The following is an 18747-nucleotide window of genomic DNA, read 5'->3' on the forward strand; positions in this document are numbered from 1 at the left end:
CACCATGATTACTATTGATATAACTATTGAAGATTCTGAGTGGGATAATGAGGACGTACTTTATGACATCACCACAAAAGCATTAACCACCACAATGCATCATTTATCATTAAACCAAGTAACAAGTGAACTCAGCTTGCTTTTTACAAATGACGATCACATAGCACAAATCAATGCACAATGGCGCTCTCAAAACAAATCCACCAATGTTTTATCCTTTCCTGCTTTTCCTCTCAAAGTTGGACAAAATCCTAAACCTATGCTTGGTGATATCATCATTGCAAGGGAGACTATTATGAGAGAAGCAAAAGAAGAAGGGAAATCATTTCAAGACCACCTGACGCATATGATCGTTCATGGCCTCCTCCATCTTCTTGGTTACAATCATGAAACAAATGATGAAGCTAATCAAATGGAAACGTTAGAAAGAGAAATCCTCAGCAAGCTTTCCATAAAAAATCCCTATACTGAGTTACTTTAAAATGATAAAAATCAAATTTTAAAAACCGATATTACATAATAAAGCTTAAAGCATCTTATGCGTTATATTATAAAAAGAAGGCTTAGAAAATCTTAGGACCATGGTGGATAAAATCAATACACACAATAATAATCAAATATCTTCTCATACTGAAGGAGCCTCCTCTCAACGAACAAATCATATAGAAAAAAATTCATTTCTGAGCCATTTGTTTTCATTCTTACGTGGACGTAACTCCACATCACTGCGTGATGATTTAACTGATGCCCTTGCTGCTCAAAATGAAGATGACGCAACACTCTTCTCACCCGAAGAGCGTATTATGCTGCACAATATCTTACGCTTGCGTGAAACACGCATTGATGACGTAATGATCCCACGCTCTGAAATCGAAGCATTAGAAATAAATACCCCTCTTGGGGAAGCTCTCGAATGTTTCGAAAAAATTGGTTATTCTCGTATGCCTGTTTATGCTGAAACTTTAGATGATCCACGAGGTATAATCCATATTCGTGATATTCTTAGTCATATAACCCGCTTTATTACCAGTTCAACTTCCAACAAAAATGGGCAAAAATCTGTTCCACTTCAGTTAAACCATACAGAGGGTTTAGATACCCCAATTGGTAAACTAGATCTTATTCGGACGGTTTTATTTGTTCCAAGCTCTATGCTTGCTAGTAAATTATTAACACGTATGCAAGCTACACGAACACAAATGGCTTTGGTTATTGATGAATATGGTGGCACAGACGGTTTAGTTTCTATGGAAGATATTGTTGAGCTCATCGTTGGTGATATTGAAGATGAACACGACAATATCAACAATGTTATTGTGCGTGAACCCGATAATAAATGGCTTGTTGATGCAAGAACTGAATTAGAAGATGTGGAAAAAGCTCTCGGTCCTGATTTCATTGTAGGAGAATATGGTGATGAAGTCGACACCATTGGTGGTTTGATTGTTTCCATTCTTGACCGCATTCCTTCAAAAGGTGAAATCATTGAAGCTATACCTGGCTACAAATTCCGTATTTTAGAAGCTGATAAACGCCGGATTAAGCGATTACGCATTGTTCGTATCCCAGAAAATGAGCACTTAACTGAAGAGGCTACTTTAAAAGGGTGATGATCAAGTGCTTGTTAATAAGCTCACAGCTTTTCTACTTTCTATCACTGGTTGGAAACGGCAAATATGTGTTTTTTTATGTGGTGTACTCACATCCTTTGCGCTCCCACCCTTCTATCTGACACCTGTCAGCTTTTTAACTTTTCCTGTCTTTGTTATCTTACTTGATGCAATCTACGCTATTCAAAATCTCAAAAAACGCCTTTTGATAAGTGCATTAACTTGCGGAAATTTTGGCTTTGGTTATTTTGTTTGCAGCCTTTGGTGGATAAGCAATGCTTTATTGATAGATCCGATTACTTATGTTTGGACAATACCATTTGTTGTTTTTGGCCTTCCTGCTTATCTTGCTCTTTATTGGGCTTTTACTGGTTTTATTGTTGGTTGGTTATGGACAAAAGGGATAGCACGCTTTTTTGTCCTTGCTTTTGCACTGGGACTAGCAGAATGGTTACGCGCCATCTTGTTGACAGGATTTCCATGGAACGCTCTTGGTTATACGGCTATGCCAACTCCGATGCTCATGCAATCAGATATGATTGTAGGACTTTACGGAATGAATATTCTTGCTGTTTTAGTCTATAGTTTACCTACAGTTTTATTCACGAATGAAAAAAAGAAATCTGCACTTGTTCTTTGTTTTTTACTTACATTAGCCCATAGCTTCTTTGGATTTTATCGACTGAATAGAGCACCTAATATTACTGATTATCAAAAGAGTAGTTATTGGGTACGCATTGTTCAACCTTCCATCCAACAAAACAAAAAATTAGATAATGCTATACCTGAAGATATATTCACAGCTCATCTAAATTTAAGTATAATGTCAGAAACTGATCAAACTTTAAAACCTGACTTCATCGTATGGCCGGAAGCATCTGTTCCTTATATTCTCACAGGTACCTCTGATATCACAATGCGCATCGCCTCACTTCTTAAGCCACAACAATGGGCTATTATTGGTGCTGTGCGAGCCAATACTGACTTCCCAAATGCCCAAACACAATATTTTAATACAATTGAAGTTATTGATGCCAAAGGCAATATTCTTAACGCTTCCGATAAACTTCATCTGGTCCCTTTTGGTGAATACCTCCCCTATCAAAGTTTATGGAATAAAATTGGATTACATGCCATTGCGGATAAAATTGGTGGATATAGCTCTGCTTCTGAGCGCCAAACTATTATGATGCCAAATGGATTTTCTTATCTCCCTCTCATTTGCTATGAAGCCATATTTCCCCATGAAATGACTTTTAAAGGCCCTCTTCCTCAAGCAATTATTAATGTTACAAATGATGCATGGTTTGGCATAACACCTGGCCCGTATCAACATTTTCAGCAAGTACGGCTGCGTGCAGTTGAACTAGGAATACCTCTTATACGAGCAGCCAACAATGGAATATCAGCTGTGATTGACCCTTATGGACGAATCGTTGATGCTCTTGAACACAATGCTATTGGTTTTCTTGATTCTCCGATTCCATCGCCAATTATTCTAATATGGAACAATGAATACAGAATATTCTCTACTTTCATCTTATTCATTCTTATGCTATTGTGCCGTATTAGTTTTGGCTTTACAAGACGACCTTAATGATTGAGTGCTTATGTATAATATCATGTTATGCGTACCAGTAACGTTGGGGAAAAGTATTACATATTATCCTAATTTATGATAAACTAACTTTACGTGCATCTAATATTGATTTGGAAACAAAGCGCTGAAAATAAAGAGTTGCAGTATGACCGAAACTAGAAAAAAGCCCGATCCAATAGATGTTTATGTTGGCACTCGTATTCGTTTACGTCGTAATATGTTAGGTCTTACCCAAGAAAAATTAGGTGAGCAATTAGGTATTACTTTTCAGCAAATCCAAAAATATGAAAAAGGTACAAACCGTGTTGGTGCAAGTCGCCTTCAAGCAATTGCAGAAATTATGGATGTTCCTGTTTCTTATTTTTTTGATAAAGGCATTACTCAATCCGTAGAAGGTTTTGCTGAAAGCGAGAGTAATTTCATGGATTTTTGCTCTAGCAGCGAAGGAATCCAATTAATGCGTGCTTTTACTAATATACTTGATGCTAAAGTACGTCGAAAAATCATTGATTTAGCAAAAGCTCTTTCTGAAGAAGATCAAACAAATAAATTATAAAAATAAAAATTACATTTTTCCTTTAATATCGCCTCATAAATCAGCATTGACGATTTGCCATAGGATTGGCAAATAGAGCAAACTTTAAATAAATAATAAGAAAGTGCCGGTTTTCTTTTTTGAGGGAGTTTTTATGCCGCATCAAAATTATTTTTTCACTAGTGAATCAGTATCCGAAGGGCATCCTGACAAAATCTGTGATCGTATTTCGGATGAAATCGTTGATATGGTTTATAAAGAAGCGCAAAAAACTGGAACTGATCCATGGTTAATGCGAATCGCTTGTGAAACTTTAGTAAGCATAAATCGCGTGGTTATTGCTGGTGAGGTACGTGTTCCTGATACGCTTTTAAAAAGAGATAAAAATGGAGAATTTATTTATGATAAAATTGGTTCTCCGATCATCAACCCTACTCATTTTCGTACAGTTGCACGTCAAGCTATTCGTGCAATTGGTTATGAACAGGCAGGTTTTCACTGGAAAACGGTTAAAATTGATGTTCTCTTGCGTCAACAATCGGCTGATATTGCACAAGCGGTTGACAATGCAACTGATCGTCAAGGCCAAGAGGGGGCAGGCGATCAAGGTATTATGTTTGGATATGCTTGCCGTGAAACACCAGACCTTATGCCTGCACCAATCTATTATGCGCACAAAATCTTAGAGCTTCTTGCCATAGCGCGCCATAAAAAAGAAGGAGAAGCTGGAAAACTGGGGCCAGACGCTAAAAGTCAAATAACAATACGATATAAAAATGGAAAACCTATAGAAGTAACGTCTATTGTTCTTTCAACACAACATTTGGATGAAAGTTGGGATTCAAATAAAGTACAAACAGTGGTTGAGCCTTATATTCGCCAAGCTTTACGTGATATTCCTATTTCTGATGAATGCAGTTGGTATATCAACCCAACAGGCAAATTTGTTATTGGCGGTCCTCAAAGTGATGCAGGGTTAACAGGACGCAAAATCATTGTTGATACTTATGGTGGTGCAGCACCCCATGGTGGAGGGGCGTTTTCAGGTAAAGACACAACAAAAGTCGATCGTTCTGCAGCATATGCTGCACGCTATCTAGCTAAGAATATTGTTGCAGCTGATTTAGCAGAACGGTGTACTATTCAACTTTCTTATGCAATTGGCGTTGCACAACCCCTATCTATCTACCTTAACCTTCACGGAACAGGAAAAGTAGATGAAAATACTATTGAAACCGCAATCCGCAAAATAATGGATCTTTCACCAACAGGTATCCGAAAACACCTTGGTCTTAATAAACCCATTTACGCCAAAACAGCTGCTTATGGCCATTTTGGGCGCAAACCAGAACATGATGGTTCATTTTCATGGGAAAAAACTGATCTAATTGCAACGCTTAAATCAATGATTAAAGTACCATGATTCCACATAAAACACGTATGAGCGAAGCTTTTTTTGGTCGCCGACAAGGAAAACGGCTACGAAACAATCAACTTTCGTGTATAAAAACGCTTCTCCCCACTCTTAATATTGATTTAAATAAACCAGCGCCCTTAGAGTTAACATCTTTATTTGCTACTCAAGTAAAGGAAGTCCGGCTTGAAATTGGTTTTGGTGGAGGTGAAAATTTAATTCATGAAATGGAACGTTTTCCACAAACTGGTTTTATTGGCGTAGAACCCTTTATTAATGGTATGGCAAAAATATTGGTCCATATTGAAAAACACACACATTATCAAAATCATCTTCGCCTTTATGATAATGATGCCACACAACTTCTTGATTGGCTGCCAACAGCATCACTTGATGGAATAGACCTTTTTTATCCCGATCCATGGCCTAAAAAAAAGCATTGGAAACGGCGATTTATCAATGCAAAAAATCTTAATCGTTTTGCTCGAGTTCTTAAGATAGGTAAAAAATTCCGTTTTGCTAGTGATATAGATACTTACGTTAATTGGACCCTATATCACTGCACACATCACGACAGTTTTGAATGGCAAGCAGAAAATCCTCAAGATTGGAAAAACCCCTACCCGTCATGGCAGAGCACCCGTTATGAAGCAAAAGCTTTGCGCGAAGGCAGAACACCTGCTTATCTTACTTTTATTAGGAAATAGCTGATAAAACACTTTACCATGGACGACTTGAAAAACTTTAAATTTAAGAATATAATGAAAAGAATTCTTAATCTTGTGATAAGGAGTGGGTTATTTGGACCCGCTCTTTTTTAATATCAGTGGGTCAAAACAACTTGAATGATATAAACGAAACTGGAACAATAAATAACATTGACGAGCCGCGTCTATTTGAAGAAGATGGCATCGAAGGGCGTGTGGCTGCTCTTGTCTCACCATTGCTCAAACCTTTAAGTTATCGTTTAATTCGCGTAAAATTCTCTGGTTTAAATGGCTTAACTCTTCAGATTATGGCTGAACGCACTGATGGCACCATGACAATAGAAGATTGCGAAATTATTAGCCGCACTGTTTCGCCTTTTCTTGATGTACAAAACATCATTGAACGAAAATATCATTTGGAAATCTCATCTCCTGGTATTGATCGCCCATTGGTAAGAAAATCTGATTTTTTCAAGTGGCAAGGACATGTTGCAAAAATTGAAACTGGTGTTGTTATTAATGGACGCCAGAAATTTCGTGGCACACTAACAAATATTACACAAAATAGCTTTACCTTAAATACCGATAAAGCTTCCCACGGAGAAATAGCGGATGTTTTGATTCCCTTCGCTGATGTTACGAATGCGCGTCTAGTACTCACTGATGAACTTATTCGCGACGCACTGAAAAAAGATAAAGAGTTACGTCAACAGCTAATCCCTGAAGATAATTTCAACACTTTAACCGAAAAAACAAACTGTCAAAATTAATATTAATTAGGATCATTCCGCTTGGATGGTATAAAAAAGGAGAAAATCTATGGCTATAAGCGCTAACAGGCTTGAACTTCTGCAAATCGCAGATGCTGTTGCACGCGAAAAGTCAATTGACCGTGAAATTGTCATTTCTGCAATGGCTGATGCTATACAAAAAGCAGCACGTTCACGTTATGGTCAAGAAACCAATATCCGTGCTGAGATTAATTCTAAAACTGGTGAAATTAAATTACAGCGCTTGCTTCAAGTCGTTGATATTGTTGAAGATTATACAAATGAAATCGCTTTATCTGACGCCTTAAAATATCAAGTCGATATAAAAATTGGTGATTTTTTCTGTGACCCTTTACCTCCTATGGATTTTGGGCGCATTGCAGCGCAATCTGCCAAACAAGTTATTGTCCAAAAAGTACGTGATGCGGAACGTAACCAGCAATTTGAAGAATTCAAAAACAAAGTTGGTGAAATAATTTCTGGTACAGTCAAGCGTGTAGAATATGGTAATGTTATTGTCGATCTAGGACGTGGAGAAGCTATAATACGACGTGATGAGCTAATTCCTCGTGAGTCCTTTCATTATGGAGATCGGATCCGTGCTTTTGTTAATGACGTACATCGTGAACAGCGAGGGCCGCAAATTTTCCTTTCGCGTACGCACCCTCAATTTATGGCAAAACTTTTTACCATGGAAGTGCCAGAAATTTATGATGGTATTATAGAAATTAAATCCGTTGCACGTGATCCAGGTTCGCGTGCCAAAATTGCTGTCGTTTCACGTGATGGCTCAATTGATCCTGTTGGAGCGTGCGTTGGAATGCGAGGAAGTCGGGTTCAAGCTGTTGTTGCAGAATTGCAAGGAGAAAAAATTGACATTATTCCTTGGTCACCTGATGCTGCAACATTTATTGTCAATGCACTACAACCTGCTGAAGTTTCAAAAGTCGTTCTTGATGAAGATGCAGAACGTATTGAGGTTGTCGTTCCTGATGACCAACTCAGTCTCGCTATTGGGCGACGTGGGCAAAATGTTCGTTTAGCCTCGCAATTAACAGGGTGGAGCATTGATATCTTAACAGAACAAGAAGAATCCGAAAATCGTCAAAAAGAATTTAATGAACGCAGTAAGCTTTTCATGGAATCCTTAGATGTTGACGAAATGGTCGGACAAGTTATGGCATCAGAAGGTTTTGCTTCAATTGAAGAAATTGCCTATGTTGATCTTGAAGAAATCGCTTCTATTGATGGTTTTGATAATGAAACTGCTTCAGAAATTCAAAGCCGTGCACGCGAATACCTAGAACGCAAAGAAAAAGAATTAGATGAAAAACGTAAAAAACTCGGTGTTGCTGATGAATTGCGATCACTTCCTGGCATGACAAACGCAATGTTGGTTGCTATTGGTGAAGATGGTATTAAAACAATAGACGATTTTGCAGGTTATGCAGTGGATGACTTAATCGGCTGGCGAGAACGCAAAGGAGGTCAAGTTCAAAACTTCTCTGGTATCTTAACCCCATTTGATATTACACGTACTGATGCAGAAGCTATGATTTTAGCTGCACGTGTGCAAGCAGGTTGGATATGCCAAACTGATTGTGTCGTAGAAAATTCTACAGAAAATGAGAAAACAGATAACGTGGATGAAGATACACTTTAAAATAGGAGACACACTTTAAATGAATGAACGGACCTGTATTGTGACAAAGAAGAGCGCTTCAACAACAGCGTTGATCCGTTTTGTCGTTGGTCCAAACAATCAAATTATCCCCGATCTTAAAGCTAATTTGCCTGGGCGTGGTATTTGGGTTTCTGCTCATCATCATACCATTGAAGAAGCAATTAAACGTAAAGCTTTTAGCAGAAATCTTAAAACAGATGTGGAGGTTGCTTCAAATCTTGCTAATATTGTGGATAAACTCCTCCTAAAGTCTGCCCTTGGGAGCCTTTCTATGGCGCGAAAAGCAGGTGCTGTTGTTACAGGTTTAACCAAAGTTGATTCTGCTATCCGCTCTGGTCAGGTTGCTCTCGTGCTGCATGCAAAAGAAGCTACAAAAGATGGTAAACGGAAAATTTTACAAGCAATCTATGCAATACAACAGAAAACGAATCAGGATATAAAAGTTTTATCTTTATTTACAAGCGATGAAATGAGTGTGGCTTTTGGAGCTAATCTTGTGATACATGCAGCCTTATTGAATACAAAATCTGCAGAGGGTTTTAGCAAAACGATAAACAAATTGATCGCCTATCGTAACGAGAAATACAATAAGCCTTGTGAGATGACGGCAAAAGCCGTGAAGGAAATACAATGAGTGAAAATAATAATGACAAGATAACAGCTAAAAAGACGCTGACCCTCAAACGAACAGGGCTGGAAACTAGTATGGTCAAACAAAATTTTAGTCATGGCCGTACAAAAGCTGTAGTTGTCGAAACTAAACGACGTAAAATTACACGTCCTGATGAAAAAGTTGAGACATCATTGTCAATTACTAAACCGCATGTGGCTCAACCACGTTCCAAACCGCGGTTTGAAGAAAAAGCAACGAGTAAACCTATAGCCCAAAAATCTGTGGCTCAAAGTAATCTTTCGTCAACTGAAATAGAAGCAAGATTTCGCGCTTTAGAAGAAGCAAAAATCCAAGAACAGATAACGCGTCAACAAGCTGAAGAAAAAGAAAGACGTGCCAAAGAGCGTGAAAAAAGTTTACGTTTACAAGCTGCTCAAGAAAAAACAAAACAGCAAGACAATCAACACACTGTTGTACAAACTCAAACTTTCTCTCCTGCAGTCTCTCTAACAGAACCAATAGAATCAGCAAAAGCAGCTGCCCCGTTTAAAAATACAGCTTCAATCGAAAAACGTGCCATAGATGACAATGAAGACGAAGAAAAGCGTAACCGTCGCGCTAATCTTTCTAAATCAGAAATACGTGCACCTAAAGCTGTAAAAGGTGCCGATGAACGCCGCCGCGGAAAACTCACACTTAACAGTGCCTTAGATGAAGAAGGCAGTGCACGTGGCCGTTCAATGGCTGCAATGCGCCGCAGACAAGAAAAGTTTAAACGCGCTCAAAACCAAGAACCACGGGAAAAAATTTCTCGTGAAGTTATTCTTCCTGAAACTATTACCATCCAAGAACTTGCACAACGTATGGCTGAACGCTCCGTTGATGTTATTAAATTTCTGATGAAACAGGGCCAAATGATGAAGCCCGGCGATGTTATTGATGTAGATACTGCTGAACTTATTGCTATTGAATTTGGTCATACAGTTAAATGTGTCTCAGAATCGGATGTAGAAGAAGGTATCTTTAATATAGCTGATGACCCTCAAAAAATGCGGCCACGTCCACCAGTGGTAACAATTATGGGTCATGTCGATCACGGAAAAACGTCTTTGCTTGATGCTATTCGCAAAGCCAATGTTGCATCTAATGAAGCAGGTAGTATTACGCAACATATTGGTGCTTATCAAATTGAACACAATGGTCAGAAGATTACCTTTATTGATACACCCGGACACTCTGCCTTTACAGCCATGCGTGCTCGAGGTGCCCAAATCACTGACATTGCTATTCTGGTAATCGCTGCAGATGATAGTGTTATGCCGCAAACAATTGAATCAATCAATCATGCAAAAGCTGCTGGTGTGCCTATTATTGTTGCCATTAACAAAACTGATAAACCAACTGCTGATGCACAAAAAGTGCGCACAGAGCTTATGCAACACGAAGTTTTCGTGGAATCCATGGGTGGGGAAACTTTAGAGGTTGAGGTTTCTGCTAAAACTGGTCAAAATCTTGATAAACTTCTAGAAGCTATTCTTCTTCAAGCTGAAATTCTTGACCTGAAAGCAGATCCAGAGCGAACTGCAGAAGGTATTGTTATTGAAGCAAAACTTGATCGAGGACGTGGATCTATTGCAACTGTTCTTATTCAAAAAGGTGCATTGCATCTTTCCAATATTATCGTAGCAGGTAATGAATGGGGCCGTGTTCGTGCCTTGATTGATGATCATGGTAACCATATTAAAGAAGCAGGTCCTTCTACACCGGTTGAAATTTTAGGTATGCAAGGTACACCGCAAGCTGGTGACCGTTTTGCTGTTGTAGTGAATGAAGAAAAAGCACGTGAAATTTCTGAATATCGTCAACGATTAGCACGTGAAAAAGCTGTAGCACGAAAAGCTGGTTCTCGTGGTTCTCTTGAACAAATGATGACAAAACTGCAAACCGCTGGCATAAAAGAATTTCCGCTTATTATTAAAGGAGATGTTCGGGGATCTATTGAAGCGATTGCATCAGTATTAGAAAAGCTCGGAAATGAGGAAGTATGTGCACGTATTGTTCACTCTGGTACTGGAGGAATCACTGAAAGTGATATTTCTCTTGCTGCAGCATCTAATTCTGCTGTTATTGGTTTTAATGTCCGAGCTAATAAACAAGTGCGTGATCTAGCAGCAGCTCAAGGAATCGAAATTCGCTATTATAACATCATTTACGATCTCGTTGATGATGTCAAAGCGGCCATGTCAGGATTACTTTCACCAGAAAAACGTGAAACATTTCTTGGTAATGCTGAAATTTTGGAAGTCTTTAACATTACAAAAATTGGAAAAGTTGCTGGCTGTCGAGTTACAGAAGGTAAAATAGAACGAGGTGCAAGCGTTCGTCTCATTCGAGATAATATTGTTATTCATGAAGGAAAACTTAAAACACTTAAACGTTTCAAAGATGAAGTCAATGAAGTGCAAGTTAGCCAAGAATGTGGGATAGCATTTGAAAATTATGAAGATACACGTATAGGTGATATTGTTGAAATTTTCCGAGTCGAGCACATTAATCGCACATTATAAAATTACCTGATAACTTTCCTCTTTATTAAATGAGAGAATTATTGGGTTGATGGATGGCGCCTCTTTCCTTTTTAATTTTTTAAAAAAGTAAAGAGAAGAGAAATTGTAATAAAGGTTATGAGGTCAATGAAAAACACAGGCCCATCACAACGGCAATTAAGAGTGGGAGAACAAGTTCGCCACGTATTAGCTCATATACTGCAACGAGATATTTTACTTGATGATGTCTTAAAAGGTGTTGTTATTTCTATCTCTGAAGTACGTATGTCAGCAGATCTGAAAATTGCCACTTGCTTTGTTTCTCCGCTCAGTACTGTTCACGATATTTCTCACACTGCTATTATAGAAGTCTTGAATAAACATAGTCGTTTTATCCGTAAAGAAATTAGCCATCAATTGCGACAAATGAAATACATACCTGAATTACGTTTTCGGTTTGATAGTAGTTTTGATAATTTTTCAAAAATTGATGCTCTACTCCATTCACCTGAAGTAGCACGCGATCTTCTTCATAATAACGAGCCTGAAAATTAAAAGAGCATGGCACAACAACGCAAAAAAAAAGGTCGTTCTATCTCTGGTTGGGTAATTCTTGACAAACCAAAAGGAATGAGATCAACAGAAGCTGTCTCACAAATCAAATGGCTCTTTAATGCACAAAAAGCAGGGCATGCAGGCACACTCGATCCACTTGCTTGTGGTATGTTACCTATTGCATTAGGCGAAGCAACCAAAACTATTCCTTATGTTATGGAAGGTATAAAAACCTATCACTTTCACGTAGCTTGGGGAGAAGAGCGCTCAACAGATGATCTCGAAGGTGAAGTCATTAAAACAGCGACTCAACGTCCAACACAAGAAGATATCCTCGCCCTTTTACCTAAATATACAGGTGTTATTTTACAAACACCTCCAAAATTTTCTGCAATTAAAATTGCCGGAAATCGTGCTTATGATTTAGCCCGTGCAGGCGAAATTGTTGAAATTCCGCCCCGCGAAGTGAAAATTGAATCCCTCAAACTTACTGGAACCACCACACAAGGACATTCCATTTTTGAAATAACATGCGGAAAAGGAACATATGTACGCTCCTTAGCACGCGATATGGGACGTGATCTTGGTTGTTATGGATATATTGCTGACTTACGCCGTGTCGCAGTAGCTCCTTTTAATGAAAATGATCTCATTCCATGGAGTAAATTAGAAGCAGCCGTAACACATAAAGACGAAAAAAGAGAAAATTATGCATTTCCCAAACGCGATTTCTCTATACTTGATGAACTACTAACTGAAACAAAGGCTGCATTAGTTCATCTCCCTCATTACCCCATAAACGAAAATCAAGTACAGCATTTAAGCACGGGCAATCCAGTACTCTTACGTAATCAAAATACATCCGTTGATGAAAGTGATGTTTGTATAATCTACAAAGACCAACTTCTCGCTATAGGTACTATTGAAAAAAACCAATTCAAACCCAAACGTATTTTCACAAATAGATGAACTTCTTTCTGCCTGCGATAACCTCTTTATGAAACGAAATATTCTCTTACACTTATTACGAATAATTGATCTATTTTACCACTTTATATCCAAGCTGTTCTACTAAAATCATTGCTCTGTAGAAAGCTTCAAATATACCTCATCAGCCTGTGGTACTGTTTGCCATTCGATCATACGATGTACTCTTATACCATCGGGTGCACAATTTAATCGATCAAGATGTTTATTCACCTCTGCATCTGCTTTTATAGCCCGATAATTATGGCGTAAATAATCTACCCATGTTGGCATATGATAAACTTCTGTCCAATAGCCAGGTTTTTCAAGGTTACGTACAAGAACCCATTGGCGAGCACCATCACGTCGACGAATATGACGACGACGTGCCATAACTTCAAGAAATTCTTCGAGATCATTTTCATTGATTTGATAATCAATCATAATCATGATAGGGCCACTACATGCTTCCAAGTCAAGCAAAACTTGTGGTTCTTTAAATTGATTAAGTGGATCAAAATCTATCTGAGGAATTTCTTGGATTTTAAACTTTATACCCGCAAGAGCCCCTAAAATTAAGAAGAGAGCACAAACACTCAAAGCCACTGTTGGAGAATAAGCATCAGCAAATACACCCCAGATCACACTACCAACTGCCATACCACCATAAGATGCAGTCTGATAAAGTGCTAAAGCACGTGCAACAACCCAGCGTGGTGTAGAAAGTTGTACAGATGTATTAAACAGCGACAACGCTAAAACCCAGAATAAACCAGCAGGAAATAAAACAAGATGGCTTACAACAATTGAACGACTAATTGCTAAAACAAAGCAAACAAAAGAAAAACCAATAAATGAAGTTGCAACAATCGTTTCTGAACTAAAACAATGCCGTATATACGAATTAACAAAGCCAGCTGTAATCGCACCTATACCAAAACAACCAAGTAACGTACCATAGAGAAGGGCACCTCCCCCAAGAATGTCACATGCAACAATTGGTAACAAAGCAGAAACCGAAATCGTCCCGATACCAAAAAGAAATGCTCTGGCCATAACGTTTAAAAGATTAGGCGACATCACAATATAACGCAGACCATCTGCTATAGCCCCTAAAAATTTCTCTCGTGGTAATGGTAATGTATTGGTCTTATAGTTTGGTTTCCATAAAAATAAAGCACTCGTTAAAGGAATATAACTCATAGCATTTAATAAAAACGCAACTGCTCCACCTAGAGTAGCAATGATAGCTCCTCCGATGGCAGGACCTATACTGCGCATTAAATTAAAGCCAATACTATTTAGAGTAACAGCAGCAGGAATATTTTCTCTACTTACAATATCCCCCATTGTTGCTTGCCAAGCAGGATTATGAAAAGCAAGCCCACACCCAATCAAAAATGTAAAGCACAGTAAAAGCCAAGGCGTTATCAATCCTAAATAGGATAAAACAGTCAAATTAATTGATACAATTATCATAACTATTTGTGCAAATAACATAATTTGGCGCCGATTAAAATTATCGGCTAATGCTCCTGCCATCAGAGAAAAAACAACAAGCGGTAATACTGTAGCACCTTGAACAAGCCCAACCATGAAATGCGACGAACTAATCAAAGTCATCAACCAGCTTGCCCCTACAGCTTGTATAACAACTCCTAAATTAAAAATGAGATTCGCTGACCATAAATTTCGAAACATTGAATTTCGAAAAAGCTCTAACGTCGAAATTTTCTGCATCTTTTGTCTCCAAATCGGCAGTCTAATCTTTTCTTACCATAAACACATTGCGCAAAGCTGCAATCTTTCTCTCAAATAGATATGCCATATTTCATAAAATAGCCTTAAACTAAACAACTTTATTTCTAAAGAAGATCTTCAATATACTTTCAAGGGCTAGTATTTTGTTCTTCTTTCTTATATAAATACCAAAGCAAGTAAGAATTTTTATTCTTCCTGTTTTTTCATAGACCCTCGCTGGACGACATCTCGGCTATGGGTGGCTGTTGTTTCCTCATTTTTTGAAAGGATGATATGATGTCGATTACAGCTGAACGTAAACACGCTCTCATTACAGAATATGCAACTAAAACCGGTGATACAGGTTCGCCAGAAGTGCAAGTTGCTGTTCTTTCTGAACGTATTTCTAATTTAACTAATCATTTTAAATCTCACAAAAAGGACAATCATTCTCGTCGTGGCCTTTTAAAGATGGTTTCTAAACGCCGTCGTCTTCTTGACTACCTTAAAGAAATTGACCAAGATCGCTATCAGGTGTTGATCGGAAAACTAGGCTTGCGTCGCTAAAATAAAGTAAATGGGTGTTTTTACAAAAAATATCCATTTATGTCAGCTTACTGCTTTCATCTTCAAAATTGATAAAAAATTTTCATAAGGCAGGATTGCCAGTTGCTTCGTATCTCAATTGTGATTTATTCTTATCTTTGCGAAAGAACAGAAGCATCTTGTTGTCTTGCCCGCATTTGAAAGAAAACATACAAAATTAGAACGTGAACACTGGCCATTAAGGATAAAAAATGTTTAAAACCCATAAGGTAGAAATTGAATGGGCCGGTCGGCCACTCATCCTCGAAACAGGAAAAATTGCACGTCAAGCTGATGGTGCAGTTCTTGCAACCTACGGTGAAACCATCGTCTTGGCAACCGTCGTTTCAGCAAAAAATCCAAAACCAGATCAAGATTTTTTTCCATTAACCGTCAATTATCAAGAAAAAACCTATGCTGTTGGTAAAATACCAGGTGGTTATTTCAAACGCGAAAGCCGGCCGAGTGAAAATGAAACATTGATTTCACGTTTGATTGATCGTCCGATTCGTCCTCTTTTTGTCGACGGTTATAAGAATGACACTCAAGTCATTATCTCTGTTATACAGCATGATTTAGAAAACAACCCTGATATTCTTGCTATGATTGCATCTTCTGCTGCATTAACTTTATCAGGCATTCCTTTTGTAGGTCCTATCGCTGGTGCTCGCGTTGGTTATTGTAATGGACAATATGTTCTCAATCCTCACATTGATGAAATGCCCGAATCAAAACTTGATCTTGTCGTTGCCGGAACAGAAAATGCCGTGTTAATGGTTGAATCAGAAGCGCAAGAATTACCTGAAGATGTCATGCTTGGTGCTGTTATATTTGGTCAAAAAGGTTTTCAACCGGTTATTGACGCTATCATTAAACTTGCCGAAGTTGCCGCAAAAGAACCGCGCGATTTTATTCCAGAAGATTTATCTGACCTTGAAACAACTATGCTTGAAATGGTCGAAAAAGACCTTCAAAAAGCTTATACAATCACCGATAAACAAGAACGTCACACTGCAATTGACGTTATTAAAGCAGAAGTTGTTGACAAATTTATGTCGAAAATGGAAGAAAATTGTGAATTTAATGCTGATCAAATTGCCACTGTTTTCAAGCATTTACAGGCTAAAATTGTTCGCCAAAATATTCTTGATACTGGAAAACGCATTGATGGACGCACCCTTTCAACTGTACGTTCAATTCAATCAGAAGTTGGTATTTTACCTCGTGCACACGGATCAGCGCTTTTTACCCGTGGCGAAACACAAGCGCTTGTTATCGCAACCTTGGGAACGAGTGAAGACGAACAATATATTGATTCATTAACAGGAACGTACAAAGAAACATTCTTACTCCATTACAATTTTCCACCTTTTTCAGTAGGTGAAACAGGACGTATTAGTTCTCCTGGCCGTCGAGAAATTGGTCATGGTAAATTGGCATGGCGTGCTATTCACCCAATATTGCCCACAAAAGACTCTTTCCCTTACACTATTCGTGCTGTATCGGAAATTACTGAATCTAATGGATCATCTTCAATGGCAACTGTCTGTGGAACTTCACTTGCGCTCATGGATGCAGGTGTTCCTTTGGCTCGCCCTGTTGCGGGTATTGCGATGGGCCTGATTAAAGAAGGTGAACGTTTTGCTATTTTGTCTGACATTTTAGGCGATGAAGATCATCTTGGTGATATGGACTTCAAAGTAGCAGGTACAAAAAATGGTATCACATCTTTGCAAATGGACATTAAAATTGATGGTATTACCGAAGAAATTATGAAAATAGCACTTGAGCAAGCCAAAGACGGTCGAATCCATATTCTCAATGAAATGTCAAAAGCCTTAACCAGTGCACGTGATGAACTAAGCGAATTTTCTCCACGTATAGAAATGATGAACATTCCTGTAGATAAAATACGTGATGTTATTGGCTCTGGTGGAAAAGTAATTCGGGAAATCGTTGAACAAACTGGAGCTAAAATTAACATTGAAGATAATGGAGCAATTAAGATTGCTTCTACCGATGCTAAAGCCATTGAAGCAGCAAAACGTTGGATTCATTCGATTGTTGATGAGCCCGAAATTGGTGCCATTTATCAAGGAACAGTTGTAAAAACTGCAGAATTTGGCGCATTTGTGAACTTTTTTGGCTCACGCGATGGACTCGTCCACATTTCCCAACTGGCATCAGAACGCGTAGAAAAAACAACTGATATCGTTAAAGAGGGTGATAAAGTTTGGGTTAAATTAATGGGCTTTGATGAACGCGGTAAAATCCGATTATCGATGAAAGTTGTTGACCAACAAACCGGGAAAGAAACTGCTCTCGATGATTCAATAAAGTCAGAAAAAGAAAATAGTTCTGATAAAAAAAGTAACACTGAACGAAAACGCCGCAGTAAGAAAAAAGAAAATTGAGTTTTTTCTTATTATCATGAAAAAAATGCTATCCTCACGTTAGGGTAGCATTTCTTTTTGAAAGAACCCAATGCGTCACTGTTTTTATCTTTAAAAATATGATTTTCTTCAACTTAACCCAAATTAATATTGGCTGTTTTCTGATTTAATTAAGATACTCAATGAATAATAAATACAAACTTTTAAATTATAATCGTCTTGGTAATTAAATTTCTTAAAATCTACCAATGTCAAATTCCGTCTCTTTTGCAAACAAGCTAAATTATTTGCCTATGATGGATGGTGTGTTTTTACAATTTGATAAATACCGTGATCCTCGCTAAAAATGACTTCTTGGATTTGTCTAAATAGGTCAAACCAAGTATATAAATTGTCACCAACAAAGATAAAACTAGCAAACATCACTTCAATGATGAAATAGATAAATTATATTAGTGATAAATTACCCAAAATCAAAGTCTTGTATTTTGGTTTTAAGTATCACTATCTATATAGATAGATACAATTTTTATCGTTTCGTTCATCACTACTCAGTTTTGAAAATAAATTTCATAACATTTTGGCATGTTTTTATGGTTGTTACTGTTCCAGAATCTGCCATATTTGCTATTCCGTGTATTTCTGGAAAAACTGTTATTTTAGTAACTAGATTAAGACTTCTTTTCTTATGCAAAAACCTAAGAAAATAAATAAAACCTAGCCTGCACTTAATCTTTATGAAATTAATCATAACGGAAAGCAACCAAAAACACATGTAACAATTAACAGCTATTATTTTCATGGTTTTTTATTAGAACGATCTTGTTTACGAGTTTATCATAGATTTTCACGATACAATCATTTCAAACCTACGGTCTCATACAACAAAACATAAATATCTTATCTTCATCTTAAGAAAGGAAAGCATTGCGATTATCAATACCTACAAAATCCTTCAAATAAGAAAGCAGCTTATTTTATTGTTTGCTAACCTAATCTACTCTTGTGAAAGAGTGTAAAAAACTCTTT

General features: G+C 37.8%; 15 protein-coding genes. 14 read left to right on the top strand and 1 reads right to left on the bottom strand.

Going from position 1 to position 18747, the window contains the following annotated elements; genetic code table 11:
* Positions 1-4: 4 nt before the first annotated feature.
* From ybeY to truB, 12 genes are all read left to right on the top strand, one after another.
* Positions 5-481, top strand: a complete 477-nt coding sequence (ybeY, locus tag J7R05_RS00245) for an rRNA maturation RNase YbeY (RefSeq protein ID WP_208540699.1) — start codon at positions 5-7, stop codon at positions 479-481.
* A 100-nt stretch (positions 482-581) separates the two neighbouring features.
* Entirely contained in the window at positions 582-1610 is a 1029-nt protein-coding gene (locus tag J7R05_RS00250; RefSeq protein WP_208540700.1) for a hemolysin family protein, read from the top strand.
* A gap of 7 nt (positions 1611-1617) precedes the next feature.
* Positions 1618-3207: an apolipoprotein N-acyltransferase gene (lnt, locus tag J7R05_RS00255; protein WP_208540701.1), complete on the top strand. Its 1590-nt coding sequence runs from the start codon at positions 1618-1620 to the stop codon at positions 3205-3207.
* Positions 3208-3355: 148 nt separating this feature from the next.
* A complete protein-coding gene (locus tag J7R05_RS00260) occupies positions 3356-3766 on the top strand; it encodes a helix-turn-helix domain-containing protein (protein WP_010703292.1) in 411 nt (136 codons plus the stop codon).
* Between the two features lie 133 nt (positions 3767-3899).
* Positions 3900-5168 (top strand): methionine adenosyltransferase, encoded by a 1269-nt coding sequence (gene metK, locus J7R05_RS00265; protein ID WP_010703291.1) that lies wholly within the window; start codon positions 3900-3902, stop codon positions 5166-5168.
* Positions 5165-5866, top strand: coding sequence for a tRNA (guanine(46)-N(7))-methyltransferase TrmB (trmB, locus tag J7R05_RS00270; protein WP_208540702.1), 702 nt, complete (start codon positions 5165-5167; stop codon positions 5864-5866). The genes metK and trmB overlap by 4 nt, the downstream gene beginning before the upstream one ends.
* A gap of 143 nt (positions 5867-6009) precedes the next feature.
* Positions 6010-6636, top strand: a complete 627-nt coding sequence (gene rimP / locus J7R05_RS00275; RefSeq protein WP_208540969.1) for a ribosome maturation factor RimP — start codon at positions 6010-6012, stop codon at positions 6634-6636.
* A gap of 49 nt (positions 6637-6685) precedes the next feature.
* Entirely contained in the window at positions 6686-8299 is a 1614-nt protein-coding gene (nusA, locus tag J7R05_RS00280; RefSeq protein ID WP_208540703.1) for a transcription termination factor NusA, read from the top strand.
* A 19-nt stretch (positions 8300-8318) separates the two neighbouring features.
* A complete protein-coding gene (locus tag J7R05_RS00285; RefSeq protein ID WP_208540704.1) occupies positions 8319-8954 on the top strand; it encodes an RNA-binding protein in 636 nt (211 codons plus the stop codon).
* Complete coding sequence (gene infB, locus J7R05_RS00290; RefSeq protein WP_208540705.1) at positions 8951-11500, top strand: translation initiation factor IF-2; 2550 nt, start codon at positions 8951-8953, stop codon at positions 11498-11500. The genes J7R05_RS00285 and infB overlap by 4 nt, the downstream gene beginning before the upstream one ends.
* Before the next feature lie 126 nt (positions 11501-11626).
* Entirely contained in the window at positions 11627-12034 is a 408-nt protein-coding gene (rbfA, locus tag J7R05_RS00295; protein WP_208540706.1) for a 30S ribosome-binding factor RbfA, read from the top strand.
* Between the two features lie 6 nt (positions 12035-12040).
* A complete protein-coding gene (truB, locus tag J7R05_RS00300) occupies positions 12041-13003 on the top strand; it encodes a tRNA pseudouridine(55) synthase TruB (RefSeq protein ID WP_208540707.1) in 963 nt (320 codons plus the stop codon).
* A gap of 108 nt (positions 13004-13111) precedes the next feature.
* Here the strand turns inward: truB and J7R05_RS00305 are convergent, their stop codons facing one another.
* Entirely contained in the window at positions 13112-14740 is a 1629-nt protein-coding gene (locus J7R05_RS00305; protein WP_208540708.1) for an MFS transporter, read from the bottom strand.
* Between the two features lie 297 nt (positions 14741-15037).
* On the opposite strand from J7R05_RS00305, the gene rpsO reads away from it, so the two are divergent.
* Both rpsO and pnp read left to right on the top strand, forming a co-directional pair.
* Positions 15038-15307, top strand: coding sequence for a 30S ribosomal protein S15 (rpsO, locus tag J7R05_RS00310; protein WP_007476079.1), 270 nt, complete (start codon positions 15038-15040; stop codon positions 15305-15307).
* A 230-nt stretch (positions 15308-15537) separates the two neighbouring features.
* A complete protein-coding gene (pnp, locus tag J7R05_RS00315; protein ID WP_208540709.1) occupies positions 15538-17739 on the top strand; it encodes a polyribonucleotide nucleotidyltransferase in 2202 nt (733 codons plus the stop codon).
* The last annotated feature ends 1008 nt before the right edge of the window (positions 17740-18747 follow it).

It is taken from the genome of Bartonella capreoli (assembly GCF_902813205.1).
GTDB lineage: Bacteria > Pseudomonadota > Alphaproteobacteria > Rhizobiales > Rhizobiaceae > Bartonella > Bartonella schoenbuchensis.